The 25,136-nt window shown below is 63.6% G+C and carries 21 protein-coding genes; 8 read left to right on the top strand and 13 right to left on the bottom strand.

Annotated elements, in window-relative coordinates; translation table 11 throughout:
• The first annotated feature begins 1 nt into the window (after window position 1).
• Window positions 2-349 carry a YgiW/YdeI family stress tolerance OB fold protein gene (locus LU688_RS25580; protein ID WP_038706964.1) on the top strand — a complete coding sequence of 116 codons (348 nt, stop codon included), beginning with the start codon at window positions 2-4 and terminating at the stop codon, window positions 347-349.
• 70 nt (window positions 350-419) lie between these two features.
• Here LU688_RS25580 and LU688_RS25575 read toward each other — a convergent pair whose 3' ends face one another.
• Window positions 420-1,661 (bottom strand): MFS transporter, encoded by a 1,242-nt coding sequence (locus LU688_RS25575; RefSeq protein ID WP_160291122.1) that lies wholly within the window; start codon window positions 1,659-1,661, stop codon window positions 420-422.
• A 113-nt stretch (window positions 1,662-1,774) separates the two neighbouring features.
• On the opposite strand from LU688_RS25575, the gene LU688_RS25570 reads away from it, so the two are divergent.
• Complete coding sequence (locus LU688_RS25570; RefSeq protein ID WP_160291123.1) at window positions 1,775-2,680, top strand: LysR family transcriptional regulator; 906 nt, start codon at window positions 1,775-1,777, stop codon at window positions 2,678-2,680.
• A gap of 52 nt (window positions 2,681-2,732) precedes the next feature.
• Window positions 2,733-3,506, top strand: coding sequence for a ParA family protein (locus LU688_RS25565; protein WP_094011035.1), 774 nt, complete (start codon window positions 2,733-2,735; stop codon window positions 3,504-3,506).
• On the opposite strand, the gene trxC is transcribed toward LU688_RS25565, so the two are convergent.
• The 7 genes from trxC to betI all read right to left on the bottom strand — a co-directional run bounded on the left by trxC (window position 3,503) and on the right by betI (window position 14,844).
• On the bottom strand, window positions 3,503-3,937 hold the full coding sequence (gene trxC, locus LU688_RS25560; RefSeq protein WP_160291125.1) for a thioredoxin TrxC: 435 nt from the start codon (window positions 3,935-3,937) through the stop codon (window positions 3,503-3,505). The two genes, LU688_RS25565 and trxC, sit on opposite strands and share 4 nt — an antisense overlap.
• Window positions 3,938-3,998: 61 nt before the next feature.
• Window positions 3,999-5,459: a protein adenylyltransferase SelO gene (selO, locus tag LU688_RS25555; protein ID WP_094011037.1), complete on the bottom strand. Its 1,461-nt coding sequence runs from the start codon at window positions 5,457-5,459 to the stop codon at window positions 3,999-4,001.
• A gap of 120 nt (window positions 5,460-5,579) precedes the next feature.
• A complete protein-coding gene (mscK, locus tag LU688_RS25550; RefSeq protein ID WP_110604198.1) occupies window positions 5,580-8,885 on the bottom strand; it encodes a mechanosensitive channel MscK in 3,306 nt (1,101 codons plus the stop codon).
• Window positions 8,886-8,920: 35 nt separating this feature from the next.
• Entirely contained in the window at window positions 8,921-10,663 is a 1,743-nt protein-coding gene (locus tag LU688_RS25545) for a potassium/proton antiporter (protein ID WP_038706947.1), read from the bottom strand.
• 240 nt (window positions 10,664-10,903) lie between these two features.
• Window positions 10,904-12,601, bottom strand: coding sequence for a choline dehydrogenase (gene betA, locus LU688_RS25540; RefSeq protein WP_023630708.1), 1,698 nt, complete (start codon window positions 12,599-12,601; stop codon window positions 10,904-10,906).
• 75 nt (window positions 12,602-12,676) lie between these two features.
• Entirely contained in the window at window positions 12,677-14,149 is a 1,473-nt protein-coding gene (gene betB, locus LU688_RS25535) for a betaine-aldehyde dehydrogenase (protein WP_038706946.1), read from the bottom strand.
• A gap of 38 nt (window positions 14,150-14,187) precedes the next feature.
• Complete coding sequence (gene betI, locus LU688_RS25530; RefSeq protein WP_023630707.1) at window positions 14,188-14,844, bottom strand: transcriptional regulator BetI; 657 nt, start codon at window positions 14,842-14,844, stop codon at window positions 14,188-14,190.
• Between the two features lie 479 nt (window positions 14,845-15,323).
• On the opposite strand from betI, the gene LU688_RS25525 reads away from it, so the two are divergent.
• Window positions 15,324-17,327 carry a BCCT family transporter gene (locus tag LU688_RS25525; RefSeq protein ID WP_269152075.1) on the top strand — a complete coding sequence of 668 codons (2,004 nt, stop codon included), beginning with the start codon at window positions 15,324-15,326 and terminating at the stop codon, window positions 17,325-17,327.
• Window positions 17,328-17,433: 106 nt separating this feature from the next.
• Here the strand turns inward: LU688_RS25525 and LU688_RS25520 are convergent, their stop codons facing one another.
• The 4 genes from LU688_RS25520 to gpmI all read right to left on the bottom strand — a co-directional run bounded on the left by LU688_RS25520 (window position 17,434) and on the right by gpmI (window position 22,619).
• On the bottom strand, window positions 17,434-18,216 hold the full coding sequence (locus LU688_RS25520) for a divergent polysaccharide deacetylase family protein (protein WP_160291126.1): 783 nt from the start codon (window positions 18,214-18,216) through the stop codon (window positions 17,434-17,436).
• Between the two features lie 8 nt (window positions 18,217-18,224).
• Window positions 18,225-19,553 carry a S41 family peptidase gene (locus LU688_RS25515; RefSeq protein ID WP_023628824.1) on the bottom strand — a complete coding sequence of 443 codons (1,329 nt, stop codon included), beginning with the start codon at window positions 19,551-19,553 and terminating at the stop codon, window positions 18,225-18,227.
• 87 nt (window positions 19,554-19,640) lie between these two features.
• Window positions 19,641-20,942 (bottom strand): murein hydrolase activator EnvC family protein, encoded by a 1,302-nt coding sequence (locus tag LU688_RS25510; RefSeq protein WP_094011040.1) that lies wholly within the window; start codon window positions 20,940-20,942, stop codon window positions 19,641-19,643.
• A 141-nt stretch (window positions 20,943-21,083) separates the two neighbouring features.
• Entirely contained in the window at window positions 21,084-22,619 is a 1,536-nt protein-coding gene (gene gpmI / locus LU688_RS25505) for a 2,3-bisphosphoglycerate-independent phosphoglycerate mutase (protein ID WP_160291127.1), read from the bottom strand.
• A 206-nt stretch (window positions 22,620-22,825) separates the two neighbouring features.
• Between gpmI and LU688_RS25500 the strand changes: the two genes are divergently transcribed.
• Genes LU688_RS25500 through secB form a run of 3 tightly spaced genes read left to right on the top strand, consistent with a single transcriptional unit; the run spans window position 22,826 to window position 24,020 of the window.
• Complete coding sequence (locus LU688_RS25500) at window positions 22,826-23,239, top strand: rhodanese-like domain-containing protein (RefSeq protein WP_023628822.1); 414 nt, start codon at window positions 22,826-22,828, stop codon at window positions 23,237-23,239.
• A 1-nt stretch (window position 23,240) separates the two neighbouring features.
• Complete coding sequence (grxC, locus tag LU688_RS25495; protein ID WP_003249204.1) at window positions 23,241-23,495, top strand: glutaredoxin 3; 255 nt, start codon at window positions 23,241-23,243, stop codon at window positions 23,493-23,495.
• Window positions 23,496-23,534: 39 nt separating this feature from the next.
• Window positions 23,535-24,020 (top strand): protein-export chaperone SecB, encoded by a 486-nt coding sequence (secB, locus tag LU688_RS25490; protein ID WP_023628821.1) that lies wholly within the window; start codon window positions 23,535-23,537, stop codon window positions 24,018-24,020.
• A gap of 82 nt (window positions 24,021-24,102) precedes the next feature.
• On the opposite strand, the gene trmL is transcribed toward secB, so the two are convergent.
• Window positions 24,103-24,564, bottom strand: a complete 462-nt coding sequence (gene trmL / locus LU688_RS25485) for a tRNA (uridine(34)/cytosine(34)/5-carboxymethylaminomethyluridine(34)-2'-O)-methyltransferase TrmL (protein ID WP_031314454.1) — start codon at window positions 24,562-24,564, stop codon at window positions 24,103-24,105.
• Between trmL and LU688_RS25480 the strand changes: the two genes are divergently transcribed.
• Complete coding sequence (locus LU688_RS25480) at window positions 24,563-25,000, top strand: hypothetical protein (RefSeq protein WP_023628819.1); 438 nt, start codon at window positions 24,563-24,565, stop codon at window positions 24,998-25,000. The genes trmL and LU688_RS25480 overlap by 2 nt on opposite strands.
• Window positions 25,001-25,136 lie beyond the last annotated feature (136 nt).

The raw sequence follows: 25,136 nt of genomic DNA, 5'->3' as shown, positions 1-25,136 counted from the left end.
CATGAAAGCCCGTTACCTGCCTCTGATCCTCGCCCCACTGTTCAGCACCGCGGCCCTGGCCGCCGGCTACACCGGCCCCGGTGCCCAGTCCGTGACCACGGTGGCTGCCGCCAACGATGCCGCCGACGACACCCCGGTGGTGTTGCAAGGCTACGTGATCAAGAAGATCAACAACGACGACAAGTACGAGTTCAAGGACAACACCGGCACCATCACCGTCGAGATCGACGACGAAGACTTGCCAGCGACGCCGTTCAACGACAAGACCAAGGTCAAGCTGACCGGTGAGGTGGAGAAGCACCTGATGAGCCGTGAGGTGGATGTGGATATCGTCGAGATCATCAACTGATCCAAAGGCCCAATCACCGCGGCTTGTCGTGGCGACGAACCGCGGCGATTGGGCTGCAAAGCAGCCCTACTCAGGCAGTCTTCGGCGCCAACCTGCTCAAATGCAACGCCACCAGCAAGGCCACCATCAGCAAACTGCCAATGAACATTCCAACCCCCTCCCACCCGGCGTAATGCCAGAACACCCCACCTACCGTCCCCGCCACACTCGACCCTGCGTAATAGCTGAACAGGTACAGCGAAGAAGCTTGCCCCTTGGCCCTCAGCGCCCGGCGGCCGATCCAGCTGCTGGCCACCGAATGCGCGCCAAAGAAGCCAAAGGTGAACACCAGCATGCCGAGAATGATCATGGCCAGCGGGTTGGCCAATGTCATGAGCAGGCCGCCGGCCATGACCACGATACTGGCCCAGAACACCTTGCGCCGCCCGAGCTTGTCGGCCAGCGCGCCGACCTGCGCCGAGCTGTAGATCCCCGACAGGTACACCACCGACAGCAGGCCGACCAGCGCCTGGTTCATATGGTACGGCCCGGCGAGCAGGCGATAGCCGATGTAGTTGAACAGGGTGACGAAGGCGCCCATCAGCAGGAAGGCCTCAAGGAACAGCCAGGGCAGCCCGGCATCCTTGAAGTGCATGACGAAACCGTCCAGCAGGCTGCGGGGTTTCAATGACTGGGGCCGGAAGTTACGCGATTCGGGCAGCACCTTCCAGAACACCACGGCCGCCATAAGGGCCAGGCCGCCGATCACCAGCATCGCCGTGTGCCAGCTGACGAAGTCGATCAACACGCCGGTGATCAGGCGCCCGCTCATGCCGCCAATGGCATTGCCGCCGATGTACAGCCCCATGGCCAGGCCGATGTGCTGCGGGTGGATCTCTTCGCTAAGGTAGGTCATCGCAACCGCTGCCAAGCCGCTCAGCGACAAACCCACCAGTGCCCGCGTGGCCAGCACCAGCTCCCAGCTCGGCATCACCGCGCTGGCCAGGGTCGATAGCGCCGCGCACAGCAAGGCGAAGACCATCACCGGCTTGCGGCCGATACGGTCGGAAATGGGGCCGGTGACCAGCAACCCGATCGCCAGCATGGCGGTGGACACCGACAGCACCAGGCTGCTCTGCGCGGCGTTGATGGCGAACTCCTGCGACAGCAGCGGCATCATCGGCTGCACGCAGTACAGCAGGGCGAAGGTGGCAAAGCCGCCGCTGAACAGCGCCAGCACGGTTTTCATGAAGGCGGGGGTGCCTTTCTCGATCCAGATGTCGTTGGAGGCAGGTTTGGGTTCGACGGGCAGGGGGGCGACGGCGGATCTCACGGGAGCGGTACCTCGGGGCGTTGCGATGGAAAAATCATATAGCTGGCTAATAATTAGATCCAATATATTGTTCGACCTGTTTAAGACGTTTAACGACCTGTTCGGAGCCGGCCATGGAGCTGCGACACCTGCGTTATTTCATCGCTGTAGCCGAAGAGCTGCACTTTGGCCGTGCCGCCCAGCAACTGGGCATCTCGCAACCGCCGCTGAGCCAGCAGATCCAGGCCTTGGAGCAGGAGCTGGGCGCACGGCTGTTCGAGCGCACCAACCGCCGGGTCGAGCTCAGCGAGGCCGGGCGGTTGTTCCTCGACGAGGCCCGGCAAGTTCTGGCCCAGGTGGAAAAGGCCGCTGATGTGGCCCGCCGGGCGCAGCTGGGCGAATTGGGTGAGATGAAGATCGGATTCACCTCGTCGGCGCCTTTCACCTCGCGGATTCCCAAGGCTATTCACGCCTTTCGCCATCGTTTCCCCTCGGTGCATCTGAATTTGAAGGAAATGAGCAGCCGTGAAGTGGTCGAGGCGGTGTTCGATGAGTCAATCGAAGTAGGTCTGATGCGACCGATGCCACTGCCCGAAGGGATCGCTTGTACCGAACTGTTCCGCGAACCTTTGGTGGCCGTGCTCAACGCATCGCATCCGCTGGCCAGCGGCAGCGAGCAGGGGCTGTACATGCAGGCTCTGGCCCACGAGCCCTTCGTGTTCTTTCCGCGCAGCTATGGCAGCGGCCTGCATGCCCAGTTGCTGAGCCTGGCGCGCCAGGCGGGTTTCAGCCCGCATTTTGCCCAGGAGGCCGGGGAGGCGATGACCATCATTGGCCTGGTCTCTGCGGGGCTCGGAGTGTCGGTGCTGCCAGCGTCGTTCCAGCGCATGCGCATCGAGGGAGTGGTGTATCGCACACTGCTCGACGAGCAGGCCATGACCGCCGTGTGGCTGGTGCGCCGCGAAGCGTCTGGCTCGGCCATGGCCAATGCCTTCGTCGCGTTGCTGGCCGGGCTGGAGCAACCCGAAGGTGCTGGCTAAACCGCCGCGCTGGCCACATACTCGGGCATTCGTTGATACACGGAGGTCTGACATGCGGCGCGTGGTGTTCAATCAGAAAGGTGGCGTGGGCAAGTCGAGCATTGCCTGCAATCTTGCGGCGGTCAGTGCCAGTGAAGGCTATCGGACCTTGCTGATCGACCTGGATGCCCAGGCCAACTCGACCCAGTACCTCACCGGCCTGACTGGCGACGATATCCCCATGGGCATCGCCGACTTTTTCAAGCAGTCACTGTCCAGCGGACCGTTCGCCAAGAAGAACAAGGTCGATATCTACGAAACCCCTTTCGACAACCTCCACGTGGTGACCGCCACCCCCGAGCTGGCCGACCTGCAGCCCAAGCTCGAGGCCAAGCACAAGATCAACAAGCTGCGCAAACTGCTGGACGAGCTGGACGAGGACTACGAGCGGATCTATATCGATACCCCTCCAGCACTCAATTTTTACGCGGTTTCCGCATTGATCGCGGCCGATCGCGTGCTGATCCCCTTCGATTGCGACAGCTTCTCGCGCCAGGCCCTGTATGGCCTGCTGGCCGAGATCGATGAGCTCAAGGAAGACCACAACGACGACCTGATGGTCGAGGGCATCGTGGTCAACCAATTTCAGTCTCGCGCCAGCCTGCCCCAGCAGATGCTCGACGAACTGCTGGCCGAAGGCCTGCCGGTGCTACCGGTTTACCTCGGCAGTTCGGTGAAGATGCGTGAGTCCCACCACGCCAGCCTGCCGCTGATCCACCTGGAGCCACGGCACAAGCTGACCCAGCAGTTCGTCGAGTTGCATGATCTGCTGGAGCGCAGCGCCTAGATCCCTTGGCTGCGTAGCCATTCGAGTAATGACTGAAGTGGAAACGCGCCGGCCTGGCGGGTCACTTCGCGGCCGTTCCTGAACAGGATCAGGCTCGGGATTGAGCGGATGACCAGTTGCCCGGCCAGGTTGCGGTTGGCCTCGCTGTCGAGCTTCGCCAGGCGGCAGCGGCCCGAGAGCTGCCGCGCCGCTTGCTCGAAGGTCGGGGCGAAGCTCTTGCACGGGCCGCACCAGTCGGCCCAGACATCCAGCAGCAGCGGCAGATCACCTTTGATCTGGGCGGCATAGTTGCCTTCGGTCAGCTCGAACGAGCTGCTCAGCAGCACGTTCTGTTTGCAGCGGCCGCATTTCGGCGTGTCGCCCAGGCGCTCGGCGGGGATGCGGTTGAGGCCGTTGCAGTGTGGGCAGGGGATTAGCAGTGGATCAGGCATGTTCAGCTCCAATGGGCATTCAAGGGGCACTGTGGGAGCGGGCCCCACAAAAGGGCGTCGTTCAGGACGAACAGCTGATCTCCAGGTGCTTGCCCCATTCCGGCGGTCGCTCGGCATACGCTTGCATCCCGGGTTGTTCCTCGAACGGTTTGCTCAGCACCTGATGCAGCCGACGCACTTCACTGTAGTCACCGGCTTCTGCTGCTTCGATAGCCTTCTGCGCCAGATAATTGCGCAGTATGTACAGAGGGTTGACCGCATGCATCCGCTCACGGCGACCTTCGGCATTACCCGGCTCACGCTCGCAGCGTGCCAGGTAGTCCGCACCCCAGGCATCGAAACCGGCCAGGTCGACGAAATCGTCGCGCACCACTTGCAGGGCGCCGGCCACCGGTTGCTCGCCCAGGCGGCGGAAGAACAGCGTGTAGTCCACGCCGCCGCTCTGCATGCGTTGCAGCAGGCGTTCGACCAGAGCCATGTCGTCGTCCTCGGCGGTGGTCAAGCCCAGGCGGCGGCGCATCAGGTCCAGATAGTGGGCCTGGTACAGCGGCAGGAACAGCGCCAGCATCTCCTTCAGTGGCTCGACCTCGATCACCGTGGTCAGGGCCTGGGCCAGGGCGCTGAGGTTCCAGTGGGCGATCGGCACCTGGTTGGCGTAGCTGTAGCGGCCGCGGTCGTCGGAGTGGTTGCAGATGAAGTTGGCGTCAAAGTCGTCGAGGAAGGCGTAGGGGCCGAAGTCGAAGGTGATGCCGAGGATCGACATGTTGTCGGTATTCATCACCCCATGACAGAAGCCGTAGGCCTGCCAGCGAGCGATCAGCTCGGCATTGCGTTCGACGATGGTGCGAAACATGGCCAGGTAAGGCTGTGCGGCGTCGCGGCATTCGGGATAGTGCTGGTGCAGCACATGGTCGATGAGCACGCGCTGCTGTTCTGGCTGTTTCGTGTAGTAGAAGTACTCGAAATGGCCGAAGCGCACATGGCTATGGGCCAGGCGCAGCAGCATCGCGGCGCTTTCGCGGGTTTCCCGCCACACCGTGGTGCTCGAGCCGATCACGCACAGTGCCCGGCTGCTGGGGATGCCCAGCGCGCTCAGGGCCTCGGAGGCAAGGAACTCGCGAATCGACGAGCGCAGCACGGCCCGGCCATCACCCATGCGTGAGTAAGGCGTCTGGCCGGCGCCCTTTAGGTGCAGGTCCCAGTGTTCGCCGGCCTCGTTGAGGATCTCGCCCAGCAGCAGGCCGCGGCCATCGCCCAGGCGCGGGTTGTAGGAGCCGAACTGGTGGCCGGAGTAGACCATCGCACGCGGGTCGGCCTCCTCCCAGAGCTTGTGGCCGCTGAACAGCTCGGCGAACACTGGCAGTTCGGCCTGGGCCGGGTCGAGGTCGAGCAGGGCCATTGCCGAATCGCTGGCAACGACCAGGCGGGGGGCGGCGATCGGGTCGGGCAGGACCTGGGTGGAGAAGGCATCGCCGAGTTGGGCGAAGCGGTTGTCGAAGGTCAGGTGGTCAAGGGTTTTCACAGGCCGGCTCCGCGATTGGAATGATCGCGGGGCAAGCCCGCTCCCACACAGCTGCGTGGGAGCGGGCTTGCCCCGCGAGGCGGTAGGACATTGTCAGGGCGCATGCCCCCTGGCGTCCACTCAGCTCGGCGGCGTGCTGTCCGGTTTGCTGTCGATCGGGATCAACTGCTGCTTGCCGTTCTTCGCGTCCATGAGGAACACCTCCACCTGGCGCACCGAGATCTTGATGTTGTGCGCCTTGAACTCACGGTTGATATAGCGGTTTAGCTCGTCCAGCGTCGGGTTGCGGTCGCCGAGGTCGCGCACGTGCATGCGCAGCTCGTGGTCCAGCGAGCTTTCGCCGAAGTTGAGGAAGTACACCAGCGGTTCCGGATCCTTGAGCACCCGTGGGTTCTCGTGGGCGCCCTTGAGCAGCAGGTCGCGCACCAGGTCAAGGTCCGAGCCGTAGTCTATGCCCAGCTTCAGCGTCACCCGGGTGACCGTGTCGGTCAGCGACCAGTTGATCAGCTGGCCGGTGATGAAGGTCTTGTTTGGGACGATGATGTCCTTGCGGTCGAAATCGGTGATGGTGGTGGCGCGGATGCGGATCCTGCTCACCGTGCCGGACAGGTTGCCGATGGTGATGGTGTCGCCGATGCGTACCGGGCGTTCGAACAGGATCATGATGCCGGAGATGAAGTTGGCGAATATCTCCTGCATGCCGAAGCCCAGGCCCAGTGACAGGGCCGCCACCAGCCATTGCAGCTTGTCCCAGCTGACCCCGAGGGTGGCCAGGGTGCTGACGATACCGACCCCGGCGATCACATAGGACAGCAGCGTGGTAATGGCGTAGGCGCTGCCCTGGGCCAGGTTCAGGCGCGACAGCACCAGCACTTCGAGCAGGCCGGGCAGGTTGCTGGCCAGGGCCACGGCGATGCCGGCGATGACCATGGCGCCGAGCAGGTCGCCGAGGCTGATCGGTACCATGCTGGCAGCTGCGCCGGTGCCGCTGCTGTATTCGTACAGGGTGATGTTGTTGAGGTAGGCGAATACTGTGATCAGGTCCGCCCACACCCAGTACAAACCGCCGATGAAGCCGCCGAGCAGGGCCAGGCGGATCAGGCGTAGCGACTGCTGGTTGACCTGCTCGATGTCCAGGGTCGGTTCCTCCACCACCACCTCGCCATCCAGGCCTTCCTTGGCGGCCTGGCGTTTGCTCAGGGCACGCTGGTAGGCCAGGCGCCGCGCCGCGACCGACAGGCCGCGCACGAACGCGGCCTCGATCACCAGCCAGAACAGCAGCAGGTAGAGGGTGTAGATCAGCCTGTCGGTGAGCTTGAGGGCGGTGTAGTAGTAGCCGAAGCACACCGCCACGAACAGGGCGATGGGCAGGGCGGTGAAGGCCACCCCGACCGCCTTGCGGAATAACGAGGTATTCTGGTGCGCCGGGCTGCTCAGCAGCAGGCGGCTGAGCAGCCAGGCCATCAGCGCATAGCAGGTCAGCACCACGCCAATGCCCAACACGTCGTCGGCCAGGGCCGACGGCTGATGCTCGGCCACCGCCACCACGCCGACCAATGCCAGCACCACGGTACCGAGCCGGCGCACCCAGCCGCGCAGAAACTCGACCTGGGGTTTGTGCCAGCGGAAATGGATCTCGGCAACCCCGCCCGGGGCAAGGATGCGGTAGGCGGTGTAGAACACCAGCCAGGCCTGGGCGATCTGCCAGAGGGCGGCGCCGAGATTGGCGTTCTGACCACGGGCATCGATCTGCAAGGCATAGCTGCCCAGGGTCAAGGCCAGGGCCACCGGCAGTGCAAGCAGGATGTTGATCAGGATTGCCTGGGGCGTATGCCACTGGCTGTCGCGCTTGAAGTGGCCAATATCCTGATGGACCTTGCCCAGGCGCCGGTATAGCGCCTTGCGCCGCCACAGCAGGGCGCCGATCACCAGGATCAGTGGCAGGAACAGTAGCGGCTGTTGCACCAGACCGTCGCCCAGCTCCTTGATGCCGGCGCCCCATGGCAGGCTGGCCACCTGGTAGGTCAGACGTTCGGGCACTTCGCGCAGCCACTGCCAGTCCAGCGGCTTGTTGCTGGGGATCCAGAACATCTGCTCTTCCAGTGTAGTGCGCAGGTTCTGGGCGGTGCTCAGCAGCTGTTTCTGGTTCAGCTGCAGGGTGATGCACTCGTTGAGCAGGGCCGAGAGCTCACGGTTCAGCCGTTCGAGCAGATCGCCTCGAGTGATCGCCACCTCCAGCAGCGCCTTGCGCAACTGTGGGGTCACGTCCTCCTCAGGCTGGTTGGCCAGCAGCTTGTCCACATAGTTGGATGGGCTGCTCATCTGCTCGCGTTGCTGGTTGACCTCGAACTGGTAAAGGCGGATATCGGCGATCTGGTCCGCCAGGTCGCGGTCGACCTTCAGGTGCGGCAGAGCTTGTTTCTGCTTGTAGAGGATCTTTGACAGCAGCAGGCTGCCCTTGAGCACGTTGATCTGCTCGTCCAGGGCCTGGTCCGCCTGGGTGAGGCTGTCGAGTTGCTGCTTGGTGCGCAGGTTCTGCTGGGTGACCTCGTTGAGGCGGTCGGTGCTGCGCAGCAAGTAGTCGGACAGCTGCAGGTTGGCCGTGCTCTCTGTGGCCAGCAGGTTGCTGCCGCCGGCCTTCTGCGCTTCGATCGACTGGCGGGTGACGGTCTGTTGCGACTGGGCCAGGCGCTTCTCGTTTATCAGCGTCTGCAGGTCCTGGATTTCCTGTTCCAGGCGGGTGGCGCGTTCGATCAGCAGGTCGTGGCGGGCGTTGCCCAAGTCCTGCAGCACGCTATTGCTCGCCAGCTCCTGGCGGCGCAGCAAGGTCAGGGCGTTGAGCGACGCCAGCTCGGCATTGAGCTGGTTGCGCTGGTCGGCGTTAAGCGATTTCCCATTGTCCTTGCCGCTCTTGAGGCTGTTGTTGATCTGCTGGGCGCGCATCTGGTTGCTGCTGATCTCAGCCTGGGCGCGTTCAGGGCGGGTCTGCGAATTGATGATCAGGCTGTTGGCTTCGGAGAGCCCCTTTTGCAGGTCGCCCTGTTGGGTACTGCGTTCGCTGAGCATCTGCTCCAGCTGCGGTACCGTCAGGTTGGCGTAGCGCTGCGCCACCGGCAGGGTGGCACTAGCCTTGAGCTTGATCAGCTCGCGTTGGCTGTCGCGGATCTCCTGGGGCGCGTTGGCCAGCTGCTGCTTGAGCGCTTCGAGCTTCTTTTCGCTGTCGTCGCGGGCGTTGAGCAGCGCCAGGGTCTGCTCCAGCACCTGTTGCACGGCTTTCTGCTCGGTCTCCGGCAGTTTGCGCTCGGCGATCTTGCTGAGGCTGCTCTGGATGCCCGGAGTGGTCGGGATTTCCACCGCAGCGGCGGCGAACGAGAGGGTCAGGCACAGCCCCAGCAGGGCTGCCCGGCAATGGTCACGCAGGGACATAGGCAGAGTTCTTGTGTTACGCGGCAAATCGGAGTTTAGAGGAACAGCCCGGGGCCGGGGCGGGTACCTTCGGGGAATCTGACGCCCACTTTCTGGATCTTGTTCCCGTCCATGACCGCGACGGTCCAGATCGTGCCGTGCCATTCGATCTGGTCGCCTACTACTGGAGCGCCTCCGACCTTTTGTCGGATGAACTGAGCCAGCGGCATCTTCGCGTCCAGGCCATCGAGTTTCAGGCCATAAAGTGCAGCCACCGCGCCCAGCTCGGCATCGCCTTCGAGTACGAAGTCGCCGAAGAACCGCAGGTCCAGGCCGCGTTGCGGTGCTTGGCTGAACAGCTTGCCCAGCGCCGGCAGGTTATGTTCGTGGCCGATCACGCAAAGCATGTCGCCGACCTCCAGCACGGTGCTGCCCGACGGGTGCAGCAGCTGTTCGCCACGGAACAAGGCGGCGATCCGCGTGCCCTCGGGCATCTTTAGCTCGCGCAGGGCGGCGCCGATGCACCATTTTTCGGCGCCCAGACGGTAGACGAACAGCTCCCATTCGCTGGTGACGTGCACTTCGAGCGCGGAGCGGGAAATCGGTGCCGGGTCCGGCGGTACCGTGACCTTCAGCAGTTTGGCCATCCACGGCAGGCTGGTGCCTTGTACCAACAGCGACACCAGCACGATGAAGAACGCCAGGTTGAAGAACAGTTGGGCCTGGGGCAGGCCGGCCATCAGCGGGAACACCGCCAGGATGATTGGCACCGCGCCGCGCAGGCCGACCCAGCTGATGAAACCTTTCTCGCGACCATGGAAGGCCTTGAACGGCAGCAAGGCGGCGACCACCGACAGCGGCCGGGCCACCAGGATCATCCACAGTGCCAGGCCCAGGGCGGGCAGGGCGATGGGCAGCAGGTCGTGGGGCGTGACCAGCAGGCCGAGCACCAGGAACATGCCGATCTGCGCCAGCCAGGCCATGCCGTCGAGCATGTGCAGGATACCGTGACGGCTGCGGATCGGCCGGTTGCCCAGCACCAGCCCGCACAGGTATACGGCGAGGAAACCGCTGCCGTGCAGGGCGTTGGTCAGGGAGAACACCACCAGGCCGCCGGCCACCACCAGGATCGGGTACAGGCCGCCGGCCAGGTTGATACGATTGACCAGTTGCAGCATCAGCCAGCCGCCGCCCAGGCCCATCAGGCCGCCAATGCCGAACTCGCGCAGCAGGTGGGTGAGCAGGCTCCAGTGCAGGCCGGTCTGGCCGCTGGCGATCATGTCGATCAGGGTCACGGTGAGGAACACCGCCATCGGGTCGTTGCTGCCCGACTCGATTTCCAGGGTGGCGGTGACCCGTTCGTTAAGCCCCTTGCCGCCCAGCAGCGAGAACACCGCCGCGGCGTCGGTGGAGCCGACGATGGCGCCGATCAGCAGGCCTTGGATCAGGCTCAGGTCGAACAGCCAGGCGGCGACCATGCCGGTCAGCCCGGTGGTGATCAACACGCCCACCGTGGCCAGCGACAGCGCCGGCCACAGCGCCACGCGGAAGCTCGCCACCCGGGTGCGCAGGCCGCCGTCGAGCAGGATGACGGCAAGCGCCAGGTTGCCCACCAGGTAGGCGGTCGGGTAATTGTTGAAGATGATGCCGCCACCGTCCACGCCCGCGACCATGCCGACGGCGAGGATGATGACCAGGATGGGGATGCCCAGGCGCGATGACAGCGAGCTGACCAGGATACTTGCGCCCACCAGCAATGCGCCGATCAGGAACAGGCTGTTGATGGTGCTTGCATCCAAAGGCAGGTACTCCGGGACAGCGGGAAAGGAACTTGCAACTGTGAACTAGCAGGTCGCGTGCCAATCGATTCTAACCTGATGAATTGGCAGGCTGTAAAGCGTTTCTGCAGATGTAGAAAAGGCACCTCGAAAGGTGCCTTTTCTTGTGTGGTCAGTGCTGGCCCTTCGCGGATGAATCCGCTCCTACAAGGTGCTACGCGTTTGTAGGAGCGGATTTATCCGCGATTGAGTCGGCGCAGGTCAGGCCTGCTTCACTTCACGCATCGGCTTGCCCTTCACCGGTGCATCACCCGCCACGTAGTACTTGGCGGTGCTGCGCGGCAGCGGCTTGCGGCCACGGATCTTGTCCGAGATCTTCTCGGCGATCATGATCGTGGTCGCGTTGAGGTTGCCGGTGATGATCAGTGGCATGATCGAGGCGTCGACCACTCGCAGGCCCTGCATGCCGTGCACGCGACCCTCGCCGTCGACCACCGCCATCTCGTCGGTGCCCATCTTGCACGAGCAGGACGGGTGGAATGCGGTTTCGGCGTGCTCGCGGATGAATTTGTCCAGCTCTTCATCGGTCTGCACGTGCGCGCCCGGGCTGATCTCGCGGCCGCGGTACGGATCCAGCGCTGGCTGGGCCATGATTTCGCGGGTCAGGCGGATGCCGTCGCGGAATTCCTGCCAGTCCTGCTCGGTGGACATGTAGTTGAACAGGATGCTTGGGTGCTGGCGTGGGTCTTTCGACTTGGCCTGGATCCGACCACGGGCAGGTGAGCGCATGGAGCCCATGTGGGCCTGGAAGCCGTGCTCTTTCACACCGTTCGAGCCGTTGTAGTTAATCGCTACCGGCAGGAAATGGTACTGGATGTTCGGCCACTTGAATTCAGGACGGGTGCGGATGAAGCCGCCGGCCTCGAACTGGTTGCTGGCGCCGATGCCGGTGCCGTTGAACAGCCACTCTGCACCGATGGCCGGTTGGTTCCACCACAGCAGCGACGGATACAGCGACACCGGTTGGGTGCAGGCGTACTGCAGGTAAAGTTCAAGGTGGTCCTGCAGGTTCTCGCCGACGCCCGGCAGGTCGTGGACCACCGGGATATCGAGGCTTTCCAGCAGCGCGCGCGGGCCGACGCCGGAACGCTGCAGCAGCTGCGGCGAGGCGATGGCGCCGGAGGATACGATGACTTCCTTGCGCGCGCGGGCTTCGACGCGCTCTTCGCTGTCACCGACCAGGTAGGTCACGCCAATGGCGCGCTTGCCATCGAACAATACACGGTCGCTGAGGGCGTGGGTGACGATGGTCAGGTTCGGACGCTTCTTGGCCTGGTCCAGGTAGCCGCGGGCAGTGCTGGAGCGACGGCCGTTCTTGGTCACCGAACGGTCCATCGGGCCGAAACCTTCCTGCTGGTAGCCGTTGAGGTCTTCGGTGCGCGGGTAGCCGGCCTGCACGCCGGCTTCGACCATGGCGTGGAACAGCGGGTTGTTGCCGGCTTTCGGCGTGGCCACGCTGACCGGGCCTTCGCCGCCGTGGTAGTCGTTCGGGCCGATGTCGCGGGTTTCGGCTTTACGGAAGTACGGCAGGCAGTCCAGGTAGGTCCAGTCCTCGAGGCCCGGCAGTTCAGCCCAGCCGTCGAAGTCCATGGCGTTGCCGCGGATGTAGCACATGCCGTTGATCAGCGAGGAGCCACCCAGGCCCTTGCCGCGGCCACATTCCATGCGGCGGCCGTCCATGTGCGGCTCCGGATCGGTCTCGTAGGCCCAGTTGTAGCGACGGCCCTGCAGGGGGAAGGCCAGGGCGGCCGGCATCTGGGTGCGGAAGTCGAAGCGGTAGTCCGGGCCGCCGGCTTCGAGCAGAAGGACGGTGACGCTGGCGTCTTCGGTCAGGCGGGTGGCCAGGGTGTTACCGGCCGAACCGGCACCGACGATGATGTAATCGAATTCTTGGGACATTGAAGTACCCTCGTTGGCAGTTGTCAGGGAGCGGAAACGCCCGCGCTCAAGGGCGCGGGCGTGGCGGGACCAGGTTTAGAAAACCGAGTTGTAGCCGCCCAGCTCGACCTGAACCGACTTGATGCGAGTGTATTGCGCCAGCGAGCTGACACCGTTTTCACGGCCGACGCCCGACTGCTTGTAACCGCCAACCGGCATTTCGGCCGGCGACTCGCCCCAGGCGTTGATCCAGCAGATACCGGCTTCGAGCTTGTGGATGATGCGGTGGGCGCGGCTGATGTCGTTGGTGCAGACACCGGCGGCCAAGCCGTATTCGGTGTCGTTGGCGCGACGGATGACTTCTTCCTCGGTCTCGTAGCTGAGGATGCTCATCACTGGGCCGAAGATCTCTTCCTTGACGATGGTCATGTCGTCGGTGCAGTCGGTGAACACGGTCGGGGCGACGAACGCGCCCTTGGCGAAGTCGCCGTTCAGCAGGCGCTCACCGCCGCAGAGGACGCGGGCGCCTTCTTCTTTACCCTTGGCGATGTAGGACAGTACGCTTTCCATGTGCTGGAAGCTGACCAGCGGGCCGAAGTTGGTGTTCTCGTCTTCCGGGTTGCCGGCACGGATACGGGCAACGCGCTCGGCGATCTTGGCTTCGAAGGCGGCTTTCATCGCGGCAGGGATGAACACTCGGGTGCCGTTGGTGCAGACCTGACCGGAGCTGTAGAAGTTGGCCATCATGGCGATGTCGGCGGCCTTGTCCAGGTCGGCGTCGTCGCAGATGATCAGCGGCGACTTGCCGCCCAGTTCCATGGTGACTTCCTTGAGCGACGAGCTCGAGGCGCTGGCCATGACTTTCTTGCCGGTGGTGGTGCCACCGGTGAAGGAGACTTTCTCGATGCGCGGGTGCTCGGTCAGCCAGGTGCCGACTTCGCGACCGCTGCCGGTCAGGACGTTGAACACGCCGTTCGGCAGGCCGGCTTCGGTGAAGATCTCGGCCAGTTTCAGGGTGGTCAGCGAGGTGACTTCCGACGGCTTGAAGATCATCGCGTTGCCGGCGGCCAGGGCCGGGGCGGATTTCCACAGGGCGATCTGGATCGGGTAGTTCCAGGCGCCGATACCGACGGTCACGCCCAGCGGCTCGCGGCGGGTGTAGACGAAGGACGATTCGCGCAGGGGGATCTGCTCACCTTCGATGGCCGGTACCAGGCCTGCGTAGTACTCCAGCACGTCGGCGCCGGTGACGATGTCGACGTAGCGGGTTTCGGAGTACGACTTGCCGGTGTCCAGGGTTTCCAGCATGGCCAGCTCGTCGTTGCGCTCGCGCAGGATGTCGACGGCGCGGCGCAGGATGCGCGAACGCTGCATGGCGGTCATGGCGGCCCAGACTTTCTGGCCACGCTCGGCGCTTTCGACGGCCTTCTCGACGTCAGCTTGAGTTGCGCGCTGCACGTGGGCGAGGACTTCGCCGGTAGCTGGGTTGATGGCTTCGAAGGTGGCATCGCTGCCGGCGTCGACGTAAGCGCCATCGATGTAGAGTTTTTGCGTTCCGAAACGGGCCATAGTGTCCTCGCAAGTGCAGTGTGTGGTTGGCTGCCGCGTCACGCTCCTGCCGGCTGGCTGGTCGCTGCGCGCGGCTGTTCAGCGGCCTGGTCGTTCGTGCCCAGGGTCTGCTGCTTAGCCAGTTGTAGATCCATGTATTCGTAAGCGATGCGTATTGCCTGCTCGGTGTCGAATGCGTCACCCGACAGGGCGCCACGCAGCCACAGGCCGTCGATCAACGCTGCCAGGCCGCGGGCAGCCTTGCGCGCATGGTAGAGCGGCAGGGCGCGGCGGAACTGGCAGCACAGGTTGGAATACAGGCGGTGGTCGTTGATCCGCTGCAACCTGTGCAAAGACGGCTGGTGCATGCTGGAGGCCCAGAAGGCCAGCCAGGTTTTCATAGCCGGGCCATTCACCTGGCTCGCATCGAAGTTGCCTTCGATGATCACCTTCAGGTGGGCGCGCGGGCTGTCGTCCGTGAGGGCCTGACGACGCGCGATCACACCCTCGTTGAGCATGTTCATGATGTAGCGCATCGTCGCTGCGATCAGGCCGTTCTTGTCCTGAAAGTAGTGACTGATGATGCCGTTCGACACACCGGCCAAACGGGCAATCAGCGCAATGCTGGCATCTCCCAGTCCGACCTGATCGACCGCCTGCAAGGTGGCTTCGATCAACTGCTGGCGGCGGATGGGTTGCATACCGACCTTGGGCATCTTGCTCTCTCCTCAGGCCTGCGGGCAGACGACAAGCGGCTACCTCGGCGAAGACCAGTCTATTTTGTTTTGATTGAACGTTCAATCAATAAAGAATAAGCTCTGCGACAATTTGTGCCATTGACAGTTTTTCGGACGGTCACAGAGGCACGAATCGACACCCCAGGAAATCGCGTAACCCCCGGAATACAAGGCGTTGACGGGCATGAGCGATGCGAAAGACAGATTTTGCCGAGCAGTCACGGGCTGCGCGGCCGGCCCTTTGGAGCGGGCCAGGTGGCTGTGGCGAATGCGCGCACCTCCTCAGGGAGAGCAAGATTTGCCACAGGCGACCGGTCTGATTTTTTTGCAACGTTTCTATTCGGGATCACGGTTTCCAGGGTGCTTTTATAACACCTGACGCAGTAGGGCTATTGCACCAATTGCGTGGGAAATAACTGTTTAGCCTCCACTGCCGCACTGCCCGGAGCATTCGTGCAATGAGTTCTGCCTCCCTGACAAAGCCCCCCGCCGAGCGGGTACGGGTCAATCGCGTGGTGTTCTACACCTCGGCGCTGATGATCCTCGTTCTGACTGCCTTGCTGATCGCTGTACCCGAAGCCGCCGGCCAGGTGCTGGGCGTCGCCCAGAAATGGCTGACCCGCACCTTTGGCTGGTACTACATGCTGGTCATCTGTGGTTACCTGCTGTTCGTCGTCTACCTGGCCTTCTCCGACTTCGGCAAGCTCAAGCTGGGCGGCAAGGACGACACCCCGGACTTCAGCTACGGCGCCTGGGCCGGCATGCTGTTCTCCTCTGGTATCGGTATCTCGCTGCTGTACTTCGGTGCCTCCGAGCCGCTGGATCACTACTTCAACCCGCCGGAAGGCACGCCTGCCAGCCTCGAGGCCGCGCGCCAAGGCTTGCAACTGACTTTCCTGCACTGGGGCCTGCACGGCTGGGCGATCTACGCCTTGGTCGGCCTTGCCGTGGGTTACTTCGCCTACCGCCATAACCAGCCATTGGCACTGCGCTCGGCGTTGTATCCGCTGGTCGGCGAGCGTTGGGTCAAGGGCGGTGCCGGCCATGCCGTGGACATCTTCGGCATGTTCGTCACCCTGCTGGGCCTCGTGACCAACCTGGGTATCGGCTCGATGCAGGTGGCCTCGGGCCTGGAATACCTGTTCGGCATGGACCACAGCAAGACCAACCTGCTGGTGGTGATCCTGGTCATGGCCGGCGTAGCCACCGTGGCCGCGGTGTCGGGCGTGGAGAATGGCATCCGCCGCCTGTCCAACCTGAACATCCTGCTGTTCAGCGGCCTGCTGATCTTCGTGCTGCTGGCCGGCAATACCCTGCACCTGCTCAACGGCTTCGTGCAGAACATCGGTGACTACCTCAACGGCGTCGTGCTGAAGACCTTCGACCTGTATGTGTATGAAGGCGACAACGACAAGTCCGAGCGCTGGCTGGGCCTGTGGACCGTGTTCTACTGGGCCTGGTGGATCTCCTGGGGCCCGTTCGTCGGCATGTTCATTGCCCGTATCTCCAAGGGCCGGACCGTGCGTCAGCTGGTCAGCGGCGTGCTGCTGATCCCGCTGGGCTTCACCCTGGCCTGGCTGTCGATCTTCGGCAACACCGCGCTGGACCTGGTGATCAACCAAGGCGCGGTGGAACTGGGCAAGACCGCGCTCGAACAGCCATCGATGTCTATCTACCAGCTGCTGGAATTCTTCCCGGCCGCCAAGATCGTCATCGGCCTGGCAGTGTTCGTCGGCTTCGTGCTGTTCCTCACCCCCGCCGACTCCGGCGCGGTGATGATGGCCAACCTGTCGTGCAAAGGCGGCAAGGTCGACGAAGACGCCCCGCACTGGATGGTGGTGTTCTGGTCGGTGGTCATCACCCTGGTCACCATCGGCCTGCTGTTCGCCGGTAACTTCGAAGCCATGCAGACCATGGTGGTACTGGCCGGCCTGCCGTTCTCGGTGGTCCTGGTGCTGTTCATGTTCGGCCTGATGAAGGCGATGAAGCAGGACGTCGCGGTCGAGAGCGAGCGCGCCGAACTGGCCGCCCGTGGTCGTCGCGGTTTCAGCGAGCGTCTCAGCCAGCTGGACCTGCAGCCGACCCAGGCCGTAGTGCAGCGGTTCATGGACAAACAGGTCAGCCCGGCGCTGAAAGAAGCCGCCGAGCAGCTGCGTAACCTGGGCTTCGAGGTCGAGACCCGGGTAGGTCAGTCGCGCAACATGATGGGCCTGCGTGTGATGATGGAAGAGGGAAACCCCTTCGTCTACGAGGCCAGCCTGGATGGCTACCTGGCCGCGCCGAGCGAGGCGCCGGTCGAGGGCGAGCCGGAAGTGCAGCAGCGCTTCTACCGCGCCGAGGTGTACCTGCACGACGGCAGCCAGGAGTACGACCTGATGGGCTTCACCCGCGAGCAGATCGTGCGTGATGTGCTTGATCAGTTCGAAAGCCACCGCCAGTTGCTGGGACGTGTGTACAGCTGATATCGGCTGATATCAGGCAAGGGCCCGGTTCGTGAGAGCCGGGCCCTTTTTGTTTTCGTTGTCAGTGGGTGGCTGCCTCCAGGAGGTTCTCCCGAGGCACAGGGGATCATTGCTTTCTGACAGGGCTCGCATTCGTGTAGCGGCCTTGCCTGCCGTGGGCGGGCATGGCCTGGTTACCGCGTTCGGCGATCATCTGTCGCAGGCTGATCAACTCGATCCCCTGGCTCTTGAGCCGGGGAATCTCTTGCGCCAGGACGCTCAGTGTCTGCGGATATGGGTGCCCAATGAGTACCGCCGAACCCTGCTTGCGGGCCACCTCGATACCAAGACGCAGTTGCCCGGCAATGGCCTCGTTCGTTCGTACGTCGTCAAGAAAAACATCCCGCGAGAGATGCGCCAACCCCAGCGCCTGGGCCTCTGCCGCCGCCACCGTCGCCGCACTGGTGCGGCTGTCGACGAAGAACAGATGGCGGCGTTGCAGTTCACCCATCAACCAGGCCATCGGCTCGCGCTGGGCGGTCATGCGGCTGCCCATGTGGTTGTTGATGCCGGCGGCGTAGGGCACCTTGACCAGGGCGGCATCCAGGCGCCGGGCCAGTTCGTCGAGGGCGATGCCTGGGTGCCAGGCGTAGGGCCCGGTGGCAGGGTCCATGGGCATGTGCAGGATCACCGTGCGCCCAGCCTTGTGGGCCTGGCGGGCGAAGTCGGTGGCGTGCGGGGTGTCGGGCATGATCGCCATGGTCACCGGGCCGGGCAGGGCGAGCGTACGGCTGTCGCGTTCGCTGCTCTGGCCCAGGTCGTCGATGATGATGCTCATGTAGGCCTTGGCCGGGGCCGCTTGTGCAACGCCGGCCAGCAGGCAGAACAGCAGGGACAGCAGATAACGCATGGCGGGTATCAGTCACCCTTGGTGATGTTCAGGCCCTTGAGCAGGCTGAGGGCCTGGCTGAGCTGGAAGTCGTTGTCCTGTGGGCGATCCTTGCGCTTGGTACTGCCGGTCGGTCGGTCGGCGCCGCCGTTGCCGTTGCCCAGGTGACCCTGCAGGTCGGCTTCCTTGAAGTTGTCGTTGTCGGCTTCGGCGGTCAGCTTGGCCGGGCGCACTTCGATGTCCGGGACGATGCCCTGGGCCTGGATCGAGCGGCCATTGGGGGTAAAGTACAGAGCGGTGGTGAGCTTCAGCGCACGGTCGTTGGCCAACGGCAGTACGGTCTGCACCGAGCCCTTGCCGAAACTGTCGGTGCCCATCAGCACGGCGCGCTTCTGGTCCTGCAGGGCGCCGGCGACGATCTCCGAGGCCGAGGCGCTGCCGCCGTTGATCAATACCACCAGTGGCACGCCTTCGCTGGCATCGGCCGGGTCGGCGGAGTAGCGCAGTTCGGAATTGGCGATGCGGCCCTTGGTGTAGACGATCAGGCCTTTGGTGAGGAAGTGGTCGGCCACTTCGACCGCCGACTGCAGCACGCCGCCGGGGTTGTTGCGCAGGTCGAGGACCACGCCGCGCAGCTTCTTGCCGTTGTCCTTGCGCAGCTTGGCCAGGGCCTTGCCCACCTCGTCGCCGGTCTTGACCTGGAACTGGGTGATGCGGATGTAGCCGTAGTCGTTCTCCAGCAACTGGCTCTTGACGCTCTTGACCTGGATCACCGCCCGGGCCAGCGTCACGTCGAACGGCGTGCCGCCGTCGCGCACCAGGGTGAGGGTGATCTTCTCGCCGATCTTGCCGCGCATCTTGTCCACGGCCTCGGTCATGGTCTGGCCACGGGTCGGCGCGCCGTTGATCTTGACGATCAGGTCGCCGGCCTCGATGCCGGCGCGGGAGGCCGGTGTGTCGTCGATGGGCGAGACAACCTTGACGAAGCCGTCCTCCATGCCGACCTCTATGCCCAGTCCGCCGAACTCACCGCTGGTGCTTTCCTGCAGCTCCTGGAAGTCTTCGGGGCCGAGGTAGGCCGAGTGTGGGTCGAGGTTGCTGAGCATGCCCTTGATGGCGTTTTCCAGCAGGGTCTTGTCGTCGACCGGTTCCACATAAGCCGCCTTGATGCGGTCCATGACCTCGGCGAAAGTACGCAGCTCCTCCAGCGGCAAGGGTGCCTTGGCGGTCACCTCGGTGGCCGGCACCGCGGCCTGCTTGGCCCCTGGCTTGGCCGGTTCGGCGGCAATGGCCAACGGCGCGCCGATGACCAGGGCGATGGTCAGGGCCAGCTGGGTGAGACGAGGCGAGTGCAGCATGTCGAACGAACTCCTGATCCTGTTGGTGCTCCCAGCGGGAGCATCGGCGCCGCCGTTTCGTGGATGGCGCCGTAAAAGTAGCACTAACTAACCTCGGCACCATTGCGCGGGGTCGGTGGGCTGGCCCTGCTGGCGAATCGCGAAGTACAGGCCGGCGCTGTCCTGGCCACCACTGTCGCCGACCGTGGAAATGGCCTCGCCGGCCTTGACGATGTCGCCGGCGCTCTTGAGCAGGCTCTGGTTGTGGCCGTACAGGCTCAGGTAGCCATTGCCATGGTCGAGAATGACCAGAAGTCCAGCGCCGCGCAACCAGTCGGCGAACACCACCCGCCCGCCATGCACGGCGCGTACCTGGGTGCCCGCACTGGCGCTGATCATCACCCCGTCCCACTTGGCCCGCGCATCACCGCCGCGGGTGTCACCGAAGCGTGCCAGCAATCGACCATTGACCGGCCATGGAAGTTTTCCCCGTGCCGAAGAAAATGCGCCGCCATAGCTGGCCGTGTCGCTGGAAACCACCGGGCCCAAGGTAGTCCGGGCCTTCTTTGGGGCTTCCTCGGGTTCCTGGCTGCGGCGCGCGGCGGCCAAAGCCTGCGCCTTACGGCGTTTCTCTTCTTCCTGTTTGGCCAGCAGTGCCCGCTGACGTGCCTCTTCGGCCTCGCGTGCCTGGCGGGCGAGGGTTTCCTCAATGGTCTTGAGCACCTTGCTCAGGTCGGCCTGGTCCTGCTCGCGGCTCTGAAGTTTCTGGTCGCGCTCCTTCATGTCGTTGCTGAGCTTGGCCAGCACCTGTTGGCGCTTGTCGCGTTCGGCGACAAGGGCCAGACGCTGAGTGTCGAGCTCGGCACGTTGTGCCAGCAACTGCTGCTGGTGGCCGGCGATGTCCTGCTCGACGTTGGCCAACTGGCGCAAGGTCTCGTTGAAGGTGCGCAACTGGTCCATGCGCGCTTTGCTGAGATAGTCGTAATAGGTGAGGGTACGGGCGAACTTCTCGGGATTCTGCTGGTTCAGCAGCAGCTTGAGGTATTCCTCGCGACCGTTGTTCTGGTAGGCCGAACGGGCCTGGATGGCAATCAGGCGTTGCTGTTCAACGCGGGCGCTCTGGAGTTTTTTTTTCTCGTGGTCAAGGCGCTCCAGCTCGCCCTCGGTCTTTTTTAGTTCTTGCTGCAGAGCCTCCACCTGTTTCTCGAGGTTGCCGATATCGGTCTCGGTGGCCTTGAGGTCTTTCTGCACGCCGGACTTTTCCTCTTGGAGCTTGCCCAGCATCTTTTTCAGCTCGGCGATGTCCTGGCGGGTGGCGTCCAGCTGTTGTTGGGTCTGCGCGCGCTCATCGGCAGCGAAGGCCGGAGCAAGCAGGCATGACAGGGCGAGTAGGAACAGGGCGCGGAGCATGGGGTTGGGCGTACCAGGGATGGAGACTGGCCTAGTATGCCCGCGCAGCCGTGCAAAAAAAACGCCCAGCGGCGTGTGCGGCGGGGCGTTGGTCTGGAATTCAACTGTTTTGGGGGCCGCAAGGCAGCCCCGCTACATCGATCAGGCGTCGATCAGGATCGAGGTGCCGGTCATCTCCGCCGGTTTTTCCAGCCCCAGCAGCTTGAGCATGGTCGGCGCCACGTCTGCCAGTACACCGCCGTCACGGACCTTCACGTGACGCTTGCCGACATAGATGAACGGCACCGGCTCGGTGGTATGGGCGGTGTGCGCCTGGCCGGTGCATTCGTCTTCCATCTGCTCGACGTTGCCGTGGTCGGCGGTGATAAGCGCTTCGCCGCCGACCTTGTCCAGCGCCTCGACGATGCGACCGACGCAACCGTCCAGCGCCTCCACGGCCTTGACCGCGGCATCGAACACGCCGGTGTGGCCGACCATGTCGCCGTTGGCGTAGTTGACCACGATCACGTCATAACGCTGCTGCTCGATGGCCTCGACGATACGATCGGTGACTTCAGGGGCGCTCATTTCCGGCTGCAGGTCGTAGGTGGCGACCTTCGGCGACGGGATCAGGATGCGTTCTTCGCCTTCGAACGGCTCTTCGCGCCCGCCCGAGAAGAAGAAAGTGACATGGGCGTACTTCTCGGTTTCGGCGATGCGCAGCTGGGTCTTGCCGTTCTTCGCCAGGTACTCGCCGAGCACGTTGTTCAGGCTGGCCGGGGCGAAAGCCGCCGGGGCCGGGATCTTCGCCGAGTACTGGGTCAGGCCGATGTAGGCCGCCAGCTTGGGCAGGCGCGCGCGCGGGAATTCGTTGAAATCGGGCTCGACGAACACGCGTGACAGCTCGCGGGCGCGGTCGGCACGGAAGTTCATGAAGATCACGGCGTCGCCGTCTTCGACCTTGACCGCCTCGCCAATGCGCGTGGCCTTGACGAACTCGTCGCTCTCGTCGCGGGCGTAGGCGGCTTCAAGGCCGGCCACGGCGGTCGCTGCGGTGAATTCGGCGGCGCTGTCGACGATCAGATTGTAGGCGGCGCTGACGCGGTCCCAGCGGTTGTCGCGGTCCATCGCATAGTAGCGGCCGATCAGGCTGGCGATGCGGCCCTTGCCGAGCTTGGCGAAGGTGGCGTCGAGCAGCTCGATGGACGATTGCGCGCTGCGCGGCGGCGTGTCGCGGCCGTCAAGGAAGGCATGCAGGTAGATCTTTTCGGCGCCACGTTGCGCGGCCAGTTCGGCCATGGCCACCAGGTGGTCCTGGTGGCTGTGCACGCCACCGTCGGAGAGCAGGCCGAGGATGTGCACGGCCTTGCCGGCACCCACGGCCTTGTCCACTGCGCCGGTGAGCACCGGGTTTTCGAAGAAGTCGCCGTCGCGGATGGCCTTGGTCACCCGGGTGAAGTCCTGGTACACCACGCGGCCGGCGCCGAGGTTCATGTGACCGACTTCCGAGTTGCCCATCTGCCCGTCGGGCAGCCCCACGTCCATGCCGGAGCCGGAGATCAGACCATGCGGCTGGGTGGCGCGCAGGCGGTCGTAGACCGGCGTGTTGGCGGCGAAGATGGCGTTGTATTCGGGGCTTTCGCTGTGACCGAAGCCATCCAGGATGATCAGGGCCAGGGGTTTAGGCGTACTCGTCATCAATCAAACTCACGGTTGTTCAAAGATGATAAAGACACGCATTTTAGGGCAAATCCGCCAGCGACGGCGAATATTCCTCCCTTTGCCCGACCAGCGCGGTCAGGCATGCAACATGAAGGCGTGTTTGCCGCCAGCCCGGTGGGCTTTGGCGGTCATGGGGGGCTGTGTATACTGGCCGCCATTTTCAATCGCCTGGAACACCCCTGATGGTTGCTCACCTGATTCAATTCGCGACAGATCACTTCATCCTGGTGGCCATTTTCGTCGTCCTGCTGGTCCTGCTGCTGGTCAATGAAGTCCGCCGTGGCGGCCAGAGCCTGAGCAACGGCCAGCTGACCGCCTTGGTCAACGCCGACAAGGCCGTGGTGATCGATATCCGTACTGCCAAGGAATACTCGGCCGGGCATATCGTCGGTGCACTGAGCATGCCGCAGGACAAAGTGGCCGGCCGCATGACCGAGCTGGAAAAACACAAAGACAAGACCCTGATCGTCGTCGACGCGATGGGCCAGCAGTCCGGTACCCTGTGCCGCGAACTGCTCAAGGCTGGTTACACCGCCGCCAAGCTCAGCGGTGGCGTTTCCAGCTGGAAAGCCGATAACCTGCCCCTGGTGAAGTGATATGAAGCCCGTCATCGTCTATTCCAGCGACTACTGCCCCTACTGCATGCGCGCCAAGTACCTGCTCGAGAGCAAGGGCGTGGCGTTCGAGGAGATCAAGGTCGACGGTAAACCCCAGGTTCGCGCCGAAATGAGCCAGAAGGCCGGCCGTACCTCGGTGCCGCAGATCTGGATCGGCAGCACGCACGTCGGTGGATGCGATGACCTCTATGCCCTGGAGCGCGCGGGCAAGCTCGACGCGCTGCTGGCGGCCTGATTCGCACTGCATTCAAGAACATTAGGAAAAGGATCTGCCATGACTGACCAACAGAACAACGGCGCTGGTGCTGAAGAAACCGCACCACAATTCTCCCTGCAGCGCATCTACGTGCGCGATCTGTCGTTCGAGGCTCCGAAAAGCCCGCAGATCTTCCGCCAGCAGTGGGAGCCGAGCGTATCGCTGGACCTGAACACCCGCCAGAAAGCCCTGGAAGGCGACTTCCACGAAGTGGTGCTGACCCTGTCGGTGACCGTCAAGAACGGTGACGAAGTGGCGTTCATCGCCGAAGTGCAACAGGCCGGCATCTTCCTGATCGCCAACCTCGATGCCGCTTCGATGAGCCACACCCTCGGCGCGTTCTGCCCGAACATCCTGTTCCCGTACGCCCGCGAGACCCTGGACAGCCTGGTGACCCGTGGTTCGTTCCCGGCGCTGATGCTGTCGCCGGTCAACTTCGACGCCCTGTACGCGCAAGAGATGCAGCGCATGCAGGAAGCCGGTGAAGTGCCGACCGTGCAGTAATTTCTGCCGGTAAAGCAAAAGGCGACCTTCGTGGTCGCCTTTTTCATGCCTTGCTGGTGATCGGGCCCGAGCGGCAAGCGCATCAGCTTCCGGCAAACCCCTGCTGGCGCCACGCCTCGTACACCGTCACCGCCACGGTATTGGACAGGTTCAAGCTCCGGCACCCCGGCCGCATCGGCAGGCGCAGGCGTTGTTCGGCAGGCAGGCTGTCCAGCACCTCGGCCGGCAGGCCACGACTTTCAGGCCCGAACAGGAAGGCGTCACCGGGCTGGTACTCGACCTCATGAAACGGGTGCGAGCCTTTGGTGGTGAACGCGAACAGCCGAGGCTGATTCAGGCTTTCCAGGCATTCGGCCAGGCTTTGGTGGCGCTGTAGCGTGGCATACTCGTGGTAGTCCAACCCTGCCCGGCGCAAGCGCTTGTCGTCCAGTTCGAAGCTGATGGGCTCGATCAGGTGCAGGGCGCAGCCGCTGTTGGCGCACAGGCGGATGATGTTGCCGGTATTCGGCGGAATTTCTGGTTGAAAAAGGATGACGTGAAACATGCACGGCTCCAAGCGTGAAGATGACGAGCATTCTACCCCCGAACCCGACCCGCGTTCGAAGGCCTGGCCGCGGGTGCTGCTTTCGCTGGCGATCTTCGGCATGCTCGTGGGCCTGATGATCGGCCGGCTGACGGCGCCCGAGGAGCGGGTGCTGGAGCAGGTCGAGGTGGTCCAGGGCGGGCTGGACCTGTGGTTCAACGAAGAGCCGCAACTGCATGGCGAGAATGTCGAGGGTACCGTGGCCGTGGTGTTCCAGGCCGAGGGCAAGGCCGCGCGGGGCCAGTTGATGTTGCAGGACAAGCCGGTGGGCTGGCGTTTGCAGAAGAGCGAGAAAGGCTTGCTGTTGACGCTCGTCGCTGCGCGCCCCCTGCGCGGCGAATGGGCCGGCGCGCAGGAGGCGGGGCGTTGGCGGGTGCAGGTCAGGCTGCACGAATAAAAGAGGGGATATCCCGGCCTGCCTGTACCAGGGTCCCCGAAACTGGAGATGTCTGGGTTAATGCAGGTGTCGTGCCAGTTTTATCGGTATGGAAAAACAGGGGTTAGCCGGTATCTACAGCGGTCTTGGTGGATTA

The sequence above is a fragment of the Pseudomonas soli genome, assembly GCF_021283165.2.
In the GTDB taxonomy this organism is placed as follows: Bacteria; Pseudomonadota; Gammaproteobacteria; order Pseudomonadales; family Pseudomonadaceae; genus Aquipseudomonas; species Aquipseudomonas soli.
Note: the sequence above shows the minus strand (reverse complement) of the source record. Positions and strands in the feature narration are given on the sequence as shown.